General features: G+C 37.9%; 12 protein-coding genes. 1 reads left to right on the plus strand and 11 read right to left on the minus strand.

What is annotated here, in order from left to right:
- Positions 1-6 precede the first annotated feature (6 nt).
- The 9 genes from I6E24_RS02800 to I6E24_RS02840 form a co-directional block, all read right to left on the minus strand.
- Complete coding sequence (locus I6E24_RS02800; protein ID WP_235326046.1) at positions 7-666, minus strand: GDSL-type esterase/lipase family protein; 660 nt, start codon at positions 664-666, stop codon at positions 7-9.
- 5 nt (positions 667-671) lie between these two features.
- On the minus strand, positions 672-2,687 hold the full coding sequence (locus I6E24_RS02805) for a family 20 glycosylhydrolase (RefSeq protein WP_394800351.1): 2,016 nt from the start codon (positions 2,685-2,687) through the stop codon (positions 672-674).
- Positions 2,688-2,954: 267 nt separating this feature from the next.
- Positions 2,955-4,565 (minus strand): RagB/SusD family nutrient uptake outer membrane protein, encoded by a 1,611-nt coding sequence (locus tag I6E24_RS02810; RefSeq protein WP_235326047.1) that lies wholly within the window; start codon positions 4,563-4,565, stop codon positions 2,955-2,957.
- Between the two features lie 18 nt (positions 4,566-4,583).
- Positions 4,584-7,946 carry a SusC/RagA family TonB-linked outer membrane protein gene (locus tag I6E24_RS02815; RefSeq protein WP_235326049.1) on the minus strand — a complete coding sequence of 1,121 codons (3,363 nt, stop codon included), beginning with the start codon at positions 7,944-7,946 and terminating at the stop codon, positions 4,584-4,586.
- Between the two features lie 51 nt (positions 7,947-7,997).
- Positions 7,998-9,623, minus strand: coding sequence for a sialidase family protein (locus I6E24_RS02820; RefSeq protein WP_235326050.1), 1,626 nt, complete (start codon positions 9,621-9,623; stop codon positions 7,998-8,000).
- A 14-nt stretch (positions 9,624-9,637) separates the two neighbouring features.
- Positions 9,638-10,084: a YhcH/YjgK/YiaL family protein gene (locus I6E24_RS02825; RefSeq protein WP_235326052.1), complete on the minus strand. Its 447-nt coding sequence runs from the start codon at positions 10,082-10,084 to the stop codon at positions 9,638-9,640.
- A 38-nt stretch (positions 10,085-10,122) separates the two neighbouring features.
- Positions 10,123-11,364, minus strand: coding sequence for an MFS transporter (locus tag I6E24_RS02830; protein WP_235326053.1), 1,242 nt, complete (start codon positions 11,362-11,364; stop codon positions 10,123-10,125).
- A gap of 26 nt (positions 11,365-11,390) precedes the next feature.
- Complete coding sequence (locus I6E24_RS02835; RefSeq protein WP_235326055.1) at positions 11,391-12,569, minus strand: AGE family epimerase/isomerase; 1,179 nt, start codon at positions 12,567-12,569, stop codon at positions 11,391-11,393.
- Positions 12,570-12,580: 11 nt separating this feature from the next.
- A complete protein-coding gene (locus I6E24_RS02840) occupies positions 12,581-13,498 on the minus strand; it encodes a dihydrodipicolinate synthase family protein (protein WP_235326056.1) in 918 nt (305 codons plus the stop codon).
- Positions 13,499-13,775: 277 nt separating this feature from the next.
- On the opposite strand from I6E24_RS02840, the gene I6E24_RS02845 reads away from it, so the two are divergent.
- Positions 13,776-14,963 (plus strand): ROK family protein, encoded by a 1,188-nt coding sequence (locus I6E24_RS02845; RefSeq protein ID WP_235326058.1) that lies wholly within the window; start codon positions 13,776-13,778, stop codon positions 14,961-14,963.
- A gap of 253 nt (positions 14,964-15,216) precedes the next feature.
- Here I6E24_RS02845 and I6E24_RS02850 read toward each other — a convergent pair whose 3' ends face one another.
- Together I6E24_RS02850 and I6E24_RS02855 are read right to left on the minus strand one after the other, a co-directional pair.
- Positions 15,217-17,229, minus strand: a complete 2,013-nt coding sequence (locus tag I6E24_RS02850; protein ID WP_235326059.1) for a RagB/SusD family nutrient uptake outer membrane protein — start codon at positions 17,227-17,229, stop codon at positions 15,217-15,219.
- A 402-nt stretch (positions 17,230-17,631) separates the two neighbouring features.
- Positions 17,632-18,316 (minus strand): IS110 family RNA-guided transposase (locus tag I6E24_RS02855; protein WP_235326061.1); only part of this gene is annotated, 685 nt, incomplete at its 5' end.

An 18,316-nucleotide genomic window follows, 5' to 3' on the forward strand; every position in this document is an offset into this window, starting at 1 on the left:
TCATAGTTATTCGTTTATATATGGTTTAACAACATCTCTCCATAATAAATATCCGTCGCCCAATAGATGCAGACCGTCGTTGGTATATTTCAAATCCATTTTACCTTCTTCATTAACGAAGTGGCTGTACAGATCAATGTATTCAGCGTTTTCTCTTTCTGCGATATTCTTTATAGCCTTATTTATGTCCGGTATAATTTCCCATCTGGAAGTATGACCATGAAACATATTCAAATCCGGATTTACAGGCAATATGCTTTGCAGATAGATTTTAGTGACAGGAGATTCAGTTTTAATCTTTTCTACAATCTTATGTATTCCATATGCTATTGTATCAGCACTTTCACCTTGTGGTACATTGTTTATTCCAATCATCAAAAATATCTTCTTGGGATGCCCTTTAAGTAATGTGGAAATTCTGTCATACACTCCATAAGTTGTGTCTCCACTTATACCTCTGTTCTTTACTTTAGGATTTCTAAACAGCTCAAACCATTCCGCTCCATCTGTAATGCTGTTTCCTACAAACAAGATATCATCTGGCGTAACACTGAGCTTCTCAAACAAAGTTGCTCTCTGGTAATAGTAAGTGGAATATTTCCTTTCTTGTGAAAATATATAAATGTTATATAAACAAAATATCAAAAAAAATACTATTCTTCTCATATATATTAGTTTTTATAAGGATTATCGGTTGAATATACAATATTTTTCAGTTCCGCTTTGCCATCAATAGATACAAATACAACATTAAACATCCATTTTACAAGTCTTGTCTCCTTCGATTGAAAACGGCCTACAGGAAGCTTTATAAAAATCTTGTTCCATCCTTTATTGAGAGTGACTTTAATAGGAGGTCTTGATGCACTGTTTTCATTTGCTAACGCTATTTCATTACTTCTTTCCTTATGATTGTTTATCCAATGAGGTGGAAGAATTTCTTCTTTATTTAACCAAATCCTACTGCCTTTATAATCCCAAGTTCCAGGCAATGGTGGTAAGTCACTTTCCGAACGACTATAGTTTTGAAAATCTATATTAAGTCCTACTTTCTGTTCAATAGGTGAATGTACCCAAGTATAAGCATACGCTGTATGATTTTCTTTTGGTTTGTCGTAAAACCCAGGGACAAGATTTCCCCAGACATGACGTAAATATACTCCCGCACCGTAAATACAACTGGTCTTATACTCTTTTCCTTTGTATTTGTAAAAATCACTTTCCTCATGTTCAGGAGGAAAAGACATATCAAGGTTCCCATCATTAGGAAAAGCCTCTGTGATTTTCCACTTTACATTAGACTGTTTGACGTAAGGAAATGGTTCTCCTTTAAGCGTATTATATTTATGCCATAACATTCTGTTTTCAAAATCCTCGAATTCTTTATTAATAGCCGTGTTTTCAGGCCACAGCAAAGTACCTTTACCATCGAAATAACAATTTCCTCCTCCCCTCCAGCTTCTTTCAGCAAAAGCAAGCATGTTGGCATAAAAATTATTATCCGCTAAAATTTGTTTTTCATTATCAATGTATCTGTCATTCCAAATAGCAATAATAGAACCAGCAATATCACCATCACCTTTATCCACATTACAAATTCTACTATTATACAAAGCTACTAAATCTGCATAAATATCGAAATGATTTATATAATGAAATTTACAATCAATAGCAGGAATACCTTTCTGTGCTTTTCCTCTATAACTCCATAATTGAGTCATGTCTATTTCGCCTGGCCTATAATTCCAGCCTGGATTCCATGATATAACTTTCTTACCTTTATTTCTGATATAAGAAACCATTTCTGGTACAAAATCATGATTAGTAAATTCCACTTCGTCTGTACCTATATGAATATAAGGAACATCAAAAGTTTCACAAACCTCATCCATGAGGTTTTTCAGAATCTTTATTCCTTTCTCTGATTGCATATCTGTTTTAAATGCCCTGACAAATGCTTCACTATGTCCTGGCATATCTATTTCAGGTATCAAGGTAACATAACGTTCCTTGCAAAATTCCACAAGTTCTTTAGCTTCATCCAAAGTGTAGAATTTTCCAGGCATACGTGTCATATTTTCAGGTGAATTAAGCTCTGGATATAGTTTACTTTCGAGTCGCCATGCCTGATTCTCTGTCAGATGCCAATGAAATACATTTATTTTGAACTTACTGAGCAAATCAATTTCTTTTTTTAATTCATCCATCGAAATATAAGTTCGGCCTACATCATGCATAAAACCTCTTACGCGAAAGGCTGGCCAGTCTGTGATTTCACATTCTCTTATATAAATATAATCATCTTTATTCACCTGCAATTGATATAGCGTTTGTAAAGCCATATATACTCCACGTTCAGTTATGGCTTCTATTATTATGTTATTCTTATATACTTTAAGTCTATATGCTTCCTCTAAATTTGTTTTCAATTCACCAATAGAGTTTATTAAACGAACCTCAATCGTTTTATCGGTCTTATCACATAAGCTTCCACCTGATTCCCTGATAAAAATTTCTAGCTTGTTTTTTAATATTGGCGTTTTCAAATTTACTTTATCAATAATGAAACATTCATTTCCGAAATTTGTTTGTTGAGGATAAGGTAACAAATTTACTTCACAAGCCTTTGTCGGGAGTATATGTAAAAAAAATAAAATAAAGAAGATAAGACACATTGACTTTTTCATAATATACACTAAAGGAAAGATTAAAGATATGGATGAATACGTTACTTTCGTTATTTCTCGAATACTAATAGATGGTATAAAAACAGATCAGTATTTTTCAAATATCTGCAAAGGTATAAGCCAGTGGAGCCTAACAATAAAGCATTTTTTTTAAAATCATATTGAAAATAAAAAATACTTTTGCCCGGGATATAAACCCAGGCAAAAGTAATAATGAAAAGAAGTCCGTTAATTCAGACTATATATTTCTTGCATAAGACTCAAACATTACTCAAGGCCCTCAGCCTTTTTATAACCCCAAGTCTGCTTAAGCAATGGGTCGGCAGTTATCAAATCAATATTAATTGGCCATAACAGTTTGTGCTGTTCTGTATCAGCATTCAAAATAGGAGCTTTCTGTCCACTAAGTTCATTTGGATAAGCAGCATCAGCAGAGAATACTAATGGTTTTTTTTCTGCATCATGCATACGTACAACATCAAACCACCTCTTACCTTCGGCAAAAAATTCTTTGTCGCGTTCTTTAAGTATAGCTAATTCATTTTCAGCATAGCTTCCATCAACATATTCAACATAATTACCAGTTCCACATGCACGTTCACGGACATCATTTATATAAGAAGCGCAAGGTTTACCTAATCCATTCGCAACTTCAGCCATCATAAGGAGAACTTCAGCATATCTCATCATAATAACATCACTGTCAAAATAACGCAAACCTTCATCCGTATGACCTATATACTTAAGCATTTCTGATCCAAATCCAGACAATGTACCGTCTTCTATATCTTTAGAAGAATAAAATTCACGGAACATAGTTGAGCGGCGTTTGTCATTAGCATCAAACGATTTTACAAATGATTCTTTCCATTCATATCTCAACAATCCTTGCGAACCCAATTCAAGAACATCTTCCATTATCATATCGCCGTTTGTATCATACATAACTCCAACAACAAGAGATGGATTACTTACGAATTGACTTCCCCAATTGGTAGCTTCTGTACGCTCAAAATATAATGATAATATTGATTCTTTATTTGAATCCTTTTTAGACACATCAAATATATCAGCATAATCAGGCAACAATTCGAACTTGTTACTTCCTATAATATCGTTCAAAGCTTTTTCAGCAATCAACAAATCCGATTCACCTGTTGCGGTATGAGCTTTGGTATCGTCATTTGTTGTTACCTTGGCAGACCACATATATACTTGTGCTTTTAAAAACAATGTTGCATATTTGGACCAATAATATTTATTGAATTCCTCTGTTGTACCGAATCCTTCCTCTGATTTTTTAATATCATCTTTTATGAAATTAAGAATATCTTCAGCAGAAGAACGTTCAAGATAAAGACTCGGAGCGTCAATACTTCCGTCCGCCACTTTAATTTCCTTCTCCAACGGTACACCACCATACGTCCTATACAACATGAAGTAGTAGTATGCTCGTAAACCGTATGCTTGACCTAAATAAGTGTTACGTTCTGATTCACTCAAAAAAGTACAGGCATTTTCTACTTCTTCAATGAAATGATTGACTTGCAATATACGACTATAATATCCGTTCCAGTTAGACACACCTGTATTTGTAGTACGCAAGTCATTGATTATCAAACTTGCATAATCTAAAGATGTACCAACTGAAGAAGTACCATTACGCATAGTTCCACCTCTCAGTTCTCCCAAAACCATCTGTGAAGTATAATCACCTCTTAAATGGACATGCAACCCATTCATGAATGTTGCTACTTGACCTTCATTTTTCCAATAATTTCCTGCTCCAGAGTAATCTTCCGGTGCTAAGTCCAGCGTGTCACATCCAATCAAAGAAAACATCAACGCGCCAATAGTGCTATATAAAATTTTTTTCATAATCTTAATTTATCAATTTTAGAATGTTACATTTAAACCAAATACTAGATTAGTAGGCAATGGATAACCTCCCCATCCACTTGAACCATATTCAGGAGAAGCTACATACTTAGCAGCTGTAATATAACCTAAATTCTGAGTTGTAATATTTAAGTCAAGTCTTTCCATCATAAGTTTCTTAACCCATGCCTGAGGAAGACTGTAGTTCAATGAAACTTCACGGATAGCAAGATAGCTTGCATTCTTCACAAACATACTGCTGTTATCACGAGCGTAATTACGTTTACCCAACTGGTCTGCAAACACATAAGTTGGATATTTAGCATTTGGATTTTCTGGAGTCCAAGTATCAAATACCGCATCAATGGTATTATAAGTACCCTGCATGTTACCCATAATCCAAGGAGTCTTTGAATCCCAAATTTTGTGTCCTAATGCATAGTCGAAACGTGCGGTTAGTGACAGACCTTTCCATGACAAAGTCGTATTGAAACCACCAGTCCAGTTAGGAACAGCACTTCCAAGCTTGACTTTATCAAAATTATCTATAACGCCATCACCATTCACATCCTTCCATTTTATATCACCAGGTTGGATAGGAAGTCCGTTTGCTTTTTCAGCATCAGACAGTTTTGCCCAAGCATCCGGTCCATAAAGCTTCTTATTTGAAGAACCGTTATTACCAGAAGATATGTCAATCAAATCACCTGGTATTTCATCATAACTTTTGTATATACCTTCAGCCAAGAAACCATAAATAGCTCCAGGTTCTTGTCCTTCCTGGTATCCACCAACCCACATTTTCTCTGTTCCATTTCCTGTGTACACCTCAAATGCATTCTGCATGTTGTTCTGAAGGCCATTATTAGGCAAGGAAATAACCTTATTCTTGTTGTAAGATATATTGAAACCTAGATTCCACTTCCAGTCTTCACTTTCAAGCAGTTTGGCATTGATTTCGATTTCAACTCCCTGATTTTGGATTTCACCATTATTGCTCAAGAATGAACTGATTCCAGAATGTGAAGGCAAAGTAATGTATGCTAGTTTATCTTTTGTACGGCGGTTATAATATGTTACATTCATATTATATCTATTTGCCAAGAAACTTAAATCAGCACCCAACTCAAATGTATATGACTTTTCCCAAGTCAGATTTGGATTTGGTAATTCTGACATAAGTGTTGCACCATTATTCATATACTTACCTTGTGAACCATAACTACCCTGAACTGTATAGTTTCCGATGAAATTTGTATCCACATTACCATTGGCTCCATAACTGGCACGAAGTTTTGCAAATGATATAACATCTTTCAGATCTTCCATGAATTCTTCTTTTCCAATTACCCAACCAGCTGATATACCAGGGAAAATACCCCATCTTTGATCTGATGAAAGACGTGAATAACCATCTCGTCTTAGCACAGCAGATATAAGATATTTGCTATCAAAGTCATAATCAACCTTTCCAAAGAATGACATGATACGATTTTCGCTATGCCATGAATCAACACTTCTTTGCTTTGGATCAGTATATTGCAAATCCTGGAACTCATCTGTTGGAGCGTATCTACCTGATGCTGAAAAACCTTTCCTCTGTGCAATATAGTATTCGAAACCTAACATTGCATTCAAACTATGTCTCTTTATATTGGTATTATATGTTGCAATCACATTGTAAGTCTGATTCAAGTCACGGTCATAATAGTCGTATGAATACCTTTCTCTGTTCCATGAATTTACACCAGTCATATAGTCACGGTTGAACTGTTCAAGTTTTTCGTCTTCGTAGTACCAAGTTCCACTAAACTTTAAATCCAAACCTTTGTAAAGATGAGCCGTCAATGCCTGTGTTATTGTAAACTTGTCAGTATTATTGTCTCTCTTAAGTGCGTCCATGTATGCCAATACATTACCATCCTGCGTACCACGCACACCTATCAACCATTCACCATCTTCATTTTTTCCACGGAACGTTGGAGGTACGGAAAAAACGCGGCTGAAGTAGTGTTGTACATCAGTACCACCAACCAGACCGTACCAAGTATTGTGTGAATAACTGAATGAAGAGTTAGAAGTAAGCCATGGCTTGATTTTATAATCACCATTAAACGTAAAAGTAAAACGCTTATACCAGTTATTTACAGCATTACCTTCAGAGTTATTGAAACCTACTGATGCATAATATTTACCTTTGTCATTACCACCTGTAAAATCAATAGTATAATCCTGGCTTAATGCCGGTGAGTTTACATTGACATCTTCTAACATAAATTCCTTAAATATCAACTTGTCACCATAAACAGGATCTATCATTGTTTGCCAACCTTTATTCAATAGAAATGCTAAATCATCAGTATACTTCATGACACTCCAATTGGCATTAACCACCTTATTTCCATCTGCTACAGTACCGTCAGGATTAAAATAGATATTACCTGTTCCATAAGGTTGATTTGATGTCAAGCTGTTCATAGTATTCCATCCTCTCCAAACATCTTTGGAATCCTTATAAACCTGTGAAGCTCTCTGATGAGCTGTACGCATCCAATAAATATAGTCTTCAGCACCAAGGAAATTATAGTTATTGTTAAAGTAATTCAAACCAAATCTTGCCTTTACACCTATACTACTGACTCCTTCTTTACCACGTTTTGTAGTTACCAAAACCACACCATTGGCTGCACGTGCACCATATATAGCAGTCGCTCCTGCATCCTTCATCACTTCTATAGATTCAATGTCGGCAGGGTTAATGTCACTTAAAGAACGTTGTGCTCCATCTACGATTACAAGTGGAGATCCAGATCCGTCAAGACTAGTACCACCACGTAAAATTAGAGTTGGCGTAGCACCTGGGTCACCAGAAGTCTGACGCACCTGTAAACCAGAAACTGCACCCGATAAAGCTTGTGCCGGATTTGAGTGGATACCTTTTGCTAAAACATCTTTATCAACCTTAGCTATAGAGTTTGTCATCTTTGAACGGAGAGTTTTTCCACCGTATGCAGTTACAACTACTTCCTCAAGTGTTTGAGTATCTTCTTTAAGTGTAACAATCAAATCCTGTCCGTCCCATTTGATTGTTTGAGTTGTATAACCGACAAAAGAGATTTCGATAACATCTCCTTTGTTCACATTGTTTAGGGAGAAGTCACCGTCAAATCCTGTTATAGTACCATTGGTTGTTCCCTTAACAACTACCGATGCTCCGATTACAGTTTCACCTAATGCATCTTTTACTACACCTTTACATACATTTTCCTGCTGCAATTCCTTTATTTCATTAACTAAAGGTGAGGATACAGCATTTACCCCCCCCAGTGGTAAACCACTGATACACAGCAACATACTTACTGATTTTAGTGTTTTTCTCATTGTAATTAAATTAAGTTAATAAAAGAATAATAATAATTTCTCATCGTTATTTTATTTAATTATATCTTTCAGTTTTACACTCTGGAATGTCATGTGGGCTACACTGCTTTCATAAAGAATACCTATCGTTTCTTTATCTACCATTGTCAGACATGAATATCCCCAGTTGTAGCCTTCATCAAGAAGCAACTGATGATCTTCTGACCATGTATAACCACCGTCAAGACTTATCTTAATAGTGATGTCTTTCCTCTGACTTGTAGAGTTTGGATTGGAGAAGATGAGTATGTCCTTACCAAGAACATTGTCCTCTGCCTTCACACTAATAAGACTTGCCATACATACCGGTTCGCGAAGTGCCGTACGCGATGATTCATGCTCTTTCCAAGTCTTACCTAAGTCTGTAGTTGTGTAAACAGCACGGCTTCCGCCACGATTGTCTCGCATGTTAAGCATAAGAACACCTGGCTCAACTTCTGCAACTTGAGCCTCTGTGGTATTTGTTCTGGCATGATTATGGATTTTCCATGTTTTTCCACCGTCCTTACTGTACATTATTCCTGCATTAGGAATACGTGTCTTGTCGATGAACTGGATTGGGAATACCAACGTACCGTCGCTCATGGTAATACCTCTTCCGGGGCCTTGAAGCAAGAAATACCATTCAGGAAGTTTTACTTGCTCAGTGATGTTGATTGGCTCAGACCATGTCTTGCCGTCGTCAGTACTCTTCACCATTACGAGCTGGGCGGTATTGTTCAAGTCCATTCCCTGATGAGAACTCCACCATGCTCTCTGATTACCCATGCCGTGAGTCCATGCGGCTACTATCCAGATGGTATTTGTTTTCGTATCAACAAGGATTGAAGGGTCACCAACACCGTTCTGTGCCGATGGCAAGCCATCGTATTCGCCAAAAGCCATAGGTATGCGCATCTTTTCCCAAGTCTGACCACCGTCCGTACTACGGCTAAGTCCTATATCGATATGTTCCTGAAGGTCGACACTGCTGTTATATCTCACGTCGTATACTCCAAGAAGTGTTCCTTTGTTGGAAGTGACAAGTCCGGGTATACGGAAAGCTGCCGAACCGTCATCTCCTGCATGACGTACACCAACACCCATGCGGCGAATAATATTATCCTCGGATACAGTCTTCACAGGCAGATTCTTTCCATCGGCCTTTACAGATGATACAGAAGCAGTAAGCACTGAAGATATCGGAGCTGTTTCTTTCATTTCCAGACTTACCCAGAAGAAGTTTACTCCCGGGAAAAGTTTCTGCTTGCCTTCAAGAACTATAGTATTCTTTATTTTTGTAACTTCGGATTTCATTACCGAATAAGAAGGATTTGCAGAAAGGGTCTTACCCGGATTATGGCTCGATATATACTCTACAGGAGCAAATCTTCCTTTACCTCTGTCTTGTAGCGCCTCTGTTCCGCTATAGTAAAGTTTCAGCGACTTGATATTATTCAGATTTACATCTTTGCCGAAATTCACTGTCACATTGTCTAAAACCTTAGTTTCATTGGCGTTCAGACGCATGTAGAACAATACATTGTCATGTCTTTCTATAAGAATCGGTATCTGAGGCGATTTTACAAGAATCGTATCTGCTGCTTTAACCGACATTATCGACAAAAGGCATAAAAGTGATAAAAACAGTTTTTTCATAAATTGAATATTAGTTATAGTTTTACTTTTGCAATCATCTTCCTGATTTTCCCTTCTCCTATTACTGGTGCATGAGCATCTTCGGGGAAAAATATAGCCAACTGACCGGGAACAAGATGTATCCATGTGGTAGGAGTGTCCGAATACAAGGCACAGTCACCCTCCTTTTCGTATGGTTTTACTTCTTCCTTTGAATCTTCCAGGGCTTTCCATCCTATTGTTTCCTTTCCTTGCAGAAGAATCTGGACATCTATATAGTCACGGTGAACTTCAAGCACCTGTTTCTCTGCAGGAATACATTCTGGGTTTACATTGTTTATGTAGAGGTTATCACCATCAATATCTATACGTCCACATGGAGTATTAAGTATGTCATGAGTCTTTACATAATCAAACAATTTCTTGAATAGAGGATGAAGAGACTCTATTCTTTCTGTATTATTTAAGTTTGTAACAATCATTAGTAGTTTATTTTAAATTACACGATATATTTCAGCACCTATTGAAGATTGTCTACTTTTGGTTTAAGGAAGTAAAGTTGGGCACAAAGAGCTATCAATACCACTACTGCAAGCATGGCAAATCCCATACCTAAGTTACCTCCATCACTCCACTGTCCGAGAAGGCTTGTTATGAAAGCTCCTGCAAACACTCCTACCATATTCATCATTCCGTATGCTGTAGCTCTCTGTTTTACGGATACGAACTGACATAGTATAGGCATGTTATTGGCGTCAAACATTCCGTAACCTACTCCAAAGAACAGGCCGGCACCTACTATTGCCACTATATTATCGCCAAATCCCAAAAGCAGAAGAGCAGGAATTGTGCATCCCAATCCTATAGCTCCGGTATATACTCGTCCGCGGATATTCTTCTGAACCCATTTATCAGACAGTATTCCGCCAAGTATCACTCCAAGGAACGATGATACAGCTATCGTTATCGTAGACAAAGGTCCTGCCTGCGACATAGGCATATCCAGATTTTCGGCAAACAGAGTAGGCAACCAGTTCTTGGTAGCCCATCCCGGGAGACTTGGAGCCGCAAAATACAACAGAATAACCCAGAAAGCCACATTCGTGAAAAGAGATTTGAGACTGACAAGTACAGGTTCTTTCTGTGGCACCGGATTTTCTTGAGACACCGTATCCAGAAGTTCATCCGATTTCTTGTCTTTCAGAAACAGCATCAGTATCAGAGCATACACTATACCGATTATACCAAACCAATGGAAGGTTGTGTGCCATGAATATGCGGCAGCTACTGTCGCGCCAAAACCGCCGACTGCCTGTCCGGTGTAAAGACCGGTCATGTGAATACCAACAGCCAAGGAACGGGATTTTCCTGTGTGATAATCAGCAATCAGTGAAAGTCCGGCAGGAATATATAGTGCTTCGCTTACTCCCATAAGTGCTCTGAGCCAGAACACCTGATTGAAGGTTGTTGCTACACCCATCAGATACGTTACCGCTGACCAAACAAATAAACTGCCTACAATAAGCCATTTTCTGTTGAGTCTGTCCGCTATAATACCGGATACAGGGCTCATAAATCCATAAATATATAGGAATATAGCCATCAGCCAGCCGAAGTTGGTAGCAGATTGAAGTTCTACTATATCAATCTGCATACTTTCCTTCATTGTGCTCAACATCTGGCGATCCATATAATTAAGTAGGGCAACTCCCCACAGAAGAGCGACAACCACCCATGGATAAATCTTTGATGTTTTATTCACGATATTAGATTCTAAATTTTATTAAACTATTTTACTATTTCATTGCATAACATAAATCCCTTGATCATCATTCTCGGAATATGGAAAGGTCCCTTGAAGAGATTTCCTTTTGCCGGTTGTGCTACTGTACCGTCGCGGTGCAGATAACCGTACCATTCGCCAAATTCATTATCAGGGAAATGGGCGTATGTCCAGTCACTGACCATCTTATGACGCTTCAGATACTTTTCATCTCCGGTTATCTTGTAGGCATACAGACAGGCTATTATTGCTTCTGTCTGAGGCCACCAGAACTTCATATCCTGAGAATAATCCTGAGGAGGCAGATTTCTGCAGTCCTTGAAGTTTATGATTCCTCCATACTGCTTGTCCCATCCCCATTCCCATGACCAGTCGAGGATAGTAAGAGCCATGTCAACAAGTTCTTTGTCACCGCCACGCGATGCCGCGACATCAAACAGGAACCATGCCGTCTCGATACAGTGTCCCGGGTTGATTGTTCTGCCGTTTATAGTATCAATGAACTCACCCTTCGGTCCCACCATCTCAAGAAGAGCCTTGAATTCGGGATGCATGAAATAATTTTTCAGCGCAAATATTGACTCTTCAAGCTGTGTATCAAGTTCCGGATCGGAAATCACTTTTTTTATACATGTGGCCACATTCACCATTATCATAGTAATGGAATGTCCTTGGGCTTGTACTGTCGGCAAATATTTTGGTTCCAGTATACCCGGAGTCTTGATGAAGCGTCTCATATCCTTGAACAGCTTCAATGCCTTGCGGGCATATTCCTCGCTACCTGTGGCCAGGGCATATTCAGCCATTGCTATTGCCGCGAAACTTTCAGAAAAGACATATCTTCTTTTTCTTAAAGGTGTGCCATTGGCAGCAACTTCGAAATACATTCTGCCGTCGGTATCAAAACAGTGTTTCTCAATGAAATCTATTGTAGATTTTGCGGCGTCAAGCCATTCCTGACGTTTTTCTACATTATTATATGCATAAGCGCATACGAAAGCGAAGCGTCCCTGGAACCAGACAGATTTAGTGGTATCAATCAGTTGTCCGTTTCTGGCAACACATGTGTATATACCGCCGTTCTCTTTGTCCAGTCCATATTTGAACCAGAAAGGAAGTATATTATTGGTAAGATCATCTTTATAACGTTCCGCCCAATATTCAAAATATTTATCTGTAGGCATAGCTGTACGATTTAAAATTTATTGCAACGCTCAAAGAAGTTGATGGCCTCAAGCTCAGCCTTCATACGAGCTTCTTCTTCATCTGTCATATTCTGGAAAGGAGTACGGTTCTTACCCAAATCCAAACCTATAAGTTTCATTATTCTCTTGCCGCCTACGATGTTACCTCTATAATGGCAGATAACATTGATGACTTCCTGTGAGAAGTTCTGCAGTTCGCGAGCCTTTTCTATATCTCCAGCCTTCCATGCGTCGATTATACCAACAAGGTTGATGCCATTGTAATTGGTTGTTCCACCGATTCCTCCTTGCGCACCACCCATAGCCAGTGAAGGAAGAATAGTTTCATCCTGACCGTGAAGCATGTCGTATTTACCGTTTTTATACAGTCTGCACTGATTGTATTCATATATACTTTCGAAAGTATATTTGATTCCTGCAAAATTAGGAATTCGTCCGTCTACAGCCTTCAGCAATTCAACCATTGGAAGGAATGCACCGTTAAATGCCGGAATATGATAATAGTAGAAAGGTAGATCAGGAGCACCGGCTGCAATTTCCTCACAGTATTTTACGAGTTCTTCTATGCGGCCTACCTTTGGGAATGGAGGAGCCATTGCGCCAATACCCCATGCACCAATCTTCTGTGCGTGTTCGGCTAGCATCTTGCTGGCCTTTACACAGCAGCTTCCTACATGGACAATAACCTTGAAACCTTCAGGTGCTACGCGTACCCATTCTTCAGCAAGTTTCATACGTTCGTCTTCTGTAAGCATATATCCTTCGCCGGATGAGCCGTTGATAAATACACCCTTAAGACCATTCTTTGCAAGCATTGCTGCATATGCAGCTATAGGTTCCAGATTAACTTCTCCGTTTTCATAAAAAGGAGTAAAAGGAGCATCGATTAAGCCAATAATTTTTTCCATTGTATAAAAATTTAAGTATATTTCTAGTGCAAAGTTAAATTTAAAAAGATTGCGACAACAATTTCATTATGTTTTTATTAAGAAAAAACATAAAAAAAGCTTTTATTATGTTGTAAAACAGATTTATATGATTAAAACCCAACTCATACCATGAAGTTTCATAAAACGTTTTATATAACTAGGACAAAAAAAATCATTATATATCCTTTTTTCACTACTTATATAAAACGTTTTAATAAACATTTTATATATTTGTACCAGACAATATGAAAAACTTATGGATAGAAGTAAAAATAAATTTAAAATCACACCAAAAGAACTTCTTGAGTTCTTTATTGAAAGAGGAGAGCTTACTGTACCTTTAATATCCAAGGAAATGGATTTAAGTATGCCTACTACCAACAAATTAATTTCTTATCTGTATGAAAACAATTATATAATCAATGCAGGTAAAGGTGAACGGAATGAAGGCAGACCACCATCATTATATACAGTGAATAATAACATCGGTTTATTTATGGGTGTGGATATAAAGAAAGATTACATCAATTTCAGCATCATGGATTTTGGTGGAAATATTAAAAAAAACAAGACCTGTAAGTATGTTCTTGAAAACTCATCCAGAGGTCTGAAGAATTTATGCAATCTGATAAATGATATAATTAAAGAATGGGGAATAAATAAAACCTTACTCAAATATATCGGAATAAACATCCCCGGAAGGATTCATTCTGAAGAAGGAATAAGTCATACTTATTTCAGCTTTCTTGACGACCCTATTACTGAAGTACTGGAATATGAACTTAATCTTAAAATAGTAATAGAAAACGACACAAGAGCCATGTTTTTAGGAGAACTGTTTTTAGAAAAATATAAAGAAAAAAATATAGTATTCATAAACATAGGATGGGGACTTGGATCTGCACTTTTAGTTAATGGAGAGACAGTCAGAGGAAAAGATGGCTTTGCAGGTGAATTGGGACATTTCTATGCGTATGACAATGAAATACTTTGCCATTGCGGGAAAAAGGGATGCCTCGAAACAGAAGTCTCCGGATCGGCTTTATACAGAAAGCTCATGGAGAGTCTGAAGAAAGGCAAAAGCTCTATTTTATCCCAAAAATTCAACAATAATGACAAGATAACATTATCGGATATAATAGAGGCCACAAATTCAGAAGACTTGCTGTGCATTGATATAGTGGAAAACATAGGAAGTGAACTTGGAAAACATGTGGCAAACCTTATAAACCTTTTAAATCCTGAATTGATAATTATAGGTGGAAGCCTGGCTGCGACAGGCGACTATTTCTTTCTTCCACTAAGATCATCTGTGAAGAAATATACACTAAAGATTGTGAACAGGAATACAAATATGGTTCTGTCTAAATTAAATGAAAACAGCGGATCAATAGGTGCATGTTTTATAGCTAGAGAAAACTTTCTTAAAGAAATGGTTATATAATTCTTTAGTTTAGCAATTGGAAGACTTGAGAAAGATACGATTTCATATTTGCAATGAAATATATTTATTCATTCTCAAATTAAACTAATGCAAACAAAAGCCAACAAAAAACCTGCCCATAGCATTCTATTTTGTCCATATTTCATAATTTAAATTAGTATGACAAAATCAAAACTACTAAAGGCAGGTTCCAATATTATATTGCCAACAATCGTGCCAAGCACCACTTAGCGATTATTCACTATAATACGAATTATTCTACATTCATTGCACCAGTATTTGCTTCATAAGACCAACCAGGGTTCTGGTAGACATTAGAAGAAGTAAAATCATCGGCATTAGCTGCTGTCTGACGGAATACCGCTGCACCAATTGGTTCAAGATAGTGAGCCGGTGTAAATTTGAATCCGCCCTGATTGTAGATATCATTATTAACAGTTATTTTTTCATAAGGATAGATATATGGTCCAGATGATTCAGGAGACATATTTCCCTTAGCTGGATCGACAATACATTTGTCTTTCGTTTGTTCTTCATATACACTACCCCAATAAAGCATACCCTGTGGACGGAACGGTGTATCCTTCAACTGGTCAAGCGCTCTCCATCGTTTCAAATCTTCCCATCTCAATGCTTCTGCGCACAACTCATTACGACGTTCGCGGCGAATGTTATACAATGTAGCGTCAATTAACTGACCATGTGAATAAGCACCAAAGTCGCCTTCCGCTTCTTTCATCATATCTGTAGCGGCTATAGTCTTGTTATAGTCAGGATCAACTTTTGCACGTGTACGCAAAGCCCTCCAATATTTATCAGCAGTAGCATCAATATTGCCATTCTTTTCATAAGAAGCTTCCATATATATTAACAAAGCTTCAGCACCACGGAAAACGATACCACCTGAAGTTCCCTGACTATGGTCGTTAGCCATAACTGGCGAATAATGCTTACCTTTCTTGATAATATAACCAGTAGTTGTTCCAGTCTGGCTATCACCAAAAATCAAATCTATCTTACTTACATCTGATGTTCCATCAGCATTGTAATAGTTGACATCACCAGGTTTTTTTGTAAAAATAACGATACGAGAGTCACGGTCCGTCAAAGTTTTGTTCACACCTTCAACTTCCCAATTAGGATCATAACCTGAACCAGAAGCATATATAGGCAAACCGTTTCTCATAAGGAATGAGTTAACCATACCTCTTGTCCATCCTGAACCGGCACCGTTACGTTCCAATTCCATCTGAAGATTATTAGTGACATTCATCTCCACACTGAACTGTTTCCACAACAAGACTTCGTCATAACCACTCATATCTTCATCACAGAACATAGTATAATATGGATTAATTGATTCCAAAGAAGCATTCATACCTTCAGGTGTATCTGTATTTTCGGCCAACACATCAACCATCTGGTCACCTACCACTTTAGAAGCACTCATCGCTTCATCCAAGAAGTAATTGATTTCAGTATCAGCATTATATCCCTGAGAATCTTTTCCAGGCCAACCTGTTCCACCAGGAACAAAAGCTGTACCGCGATGATATTTTTCCCATGTAGCCTCAAACAATGCCACACGTGCATGGAGCAGATAAGCTACATTTTTACTGATTCTGTTTTTCTTACCATCAGGCGATTTGTCCAACAGAAGTTCTTGAGCTCTTTTTAAATCCTCTATAATGAAACGTGCCACTTTATTTCGAGGCTGACGTTCACTTGCAGCTACAAGATCTTCCTGAATATCCGGCAATGGAACTTCTACAATAGGCAAGTCACCATAACGTAAAAGCATTTTATAATAATTATATGCACGAATAACATACATCTCGCCAATATAATGCTTCACATTATCATGATTACCAAGAATAGAACCAGCTTCATACCTTGGCAAAACCTGTTCAAAGAAATAATTACATGAGCGAATGTTTCTCCAGGACCATTGCTTACTGGAGCTTGAACTCCAGTATCCTTCATCAGAAGGAACTTTTTTGTTTCCAGGAACCCAAAAACTGTTATTACCTCCACTTACCTGATTATCAGTATCATTATCTTTTCCAAAGAAATTAAGCCCATAAGAACCGTCAACTGTCTCAAAATTATAGTTGTTGATAGCATAAGCCGCCAGCTCCTCCTCAGAAGAGAAGAAATTCTCCGGTGTTACCTTATCAAGCGGCTCTCTGTCCAAAAAGTCATTACAACTGGTCAAGCCACCTACCAGGAATGCTCCTAAAGTAAAAAGTTGAATATATCTTTTCATAATTATCTTCCATTTAAAATCCAAACAAAGTTGGATAATTCATTAATAATTAACTTTAGTTTTATACCTTTGTATCAGGATGTTAAGAGGAAGTAGGCTCTGCTGAGGAGCAACCTGCCAGCAATAAGCATCCTGACGGTACGCAGTAATGCTACTTGGGGAGGCGGTCACACGCCTCTCTTTTTGTATTACTGATATCGTCTGATATGGCTAAGAAAACCTAACCATAATCCTATGGTAAAACAAACTTTCCACAGCAGACACCGCATAAGGGGCTGCAAGTTCCTTTATCAGTCAAACCATTAATGAGGGTTACAAACTTTTTTGAGCGGACTTCAAAGCCGCATAAATATGATAGTATTTCCCTCAAAAGAAAGCTGTTTTACCTTATAGGATTCTGTATCATTTGACAACACACGGTATATATTCCTTTTCATGTTTGAGTACATAGTATATTCTGTTTACAAGCCGTCTGGCTATCTTTACAATTGATTTCTGAGGATTCATACGTTTACGGTATTCCGTATAGGCTACAGTCATTGCAGGATCCTTACGGATTGCAATCCATGCAGCTTCAATCAAAAGACACCGAAGCATAAAATGTCGGCGTATAGTTATATCCCCTGTGCCGTTACTTTCACCGCTCGAATGGCACATTGGTACCAGACCGATGAAAGAAGCCAGATGGTCAGCATTCTTAAAACGCACTATATCATCAAGCTCAACCATCAGGGTGGCAGCTGTGGTAACGCCTATTCCGGGAACAGAAGTCAGAAGGCGTATCGGCTTCTCAAAAGGAGCTTTACGTGAAATCTCACGGATGGCACGTGTCTCCTGCAGAAGCATCTTACGAAGACGGATGAACTGCTCAAGATGAAGTTCAAGTGTCTTCTTGCCATATTCTGTAGACAATTCAAGAGCCTGTAACCAGGAAAGGAAGCGTTTGGACCAACAGCCAACGGAGCAGCGGGTAAACTCTTCCGGTATCTCTACGCCATGAAAACGAAGAAGAGACTTGATGCGGTTCTTCGCACGGGTGCTGTCTTTTACTATCAGGTTTCTCATCCTTATCAAAGAACGAAGTTCC

The sequence above is a fragment of the Bacteroides caecigallinarum genome, from assembly GCF_021530995.1.
In the GTDB taxonomy this organism is placed as follows: Bacteria; Bacteroidota; Bacteroidia; order Bacteroidales; family Bacteroidaceae; genus Phocaeicola; species Phocaeicola faecigallinarum.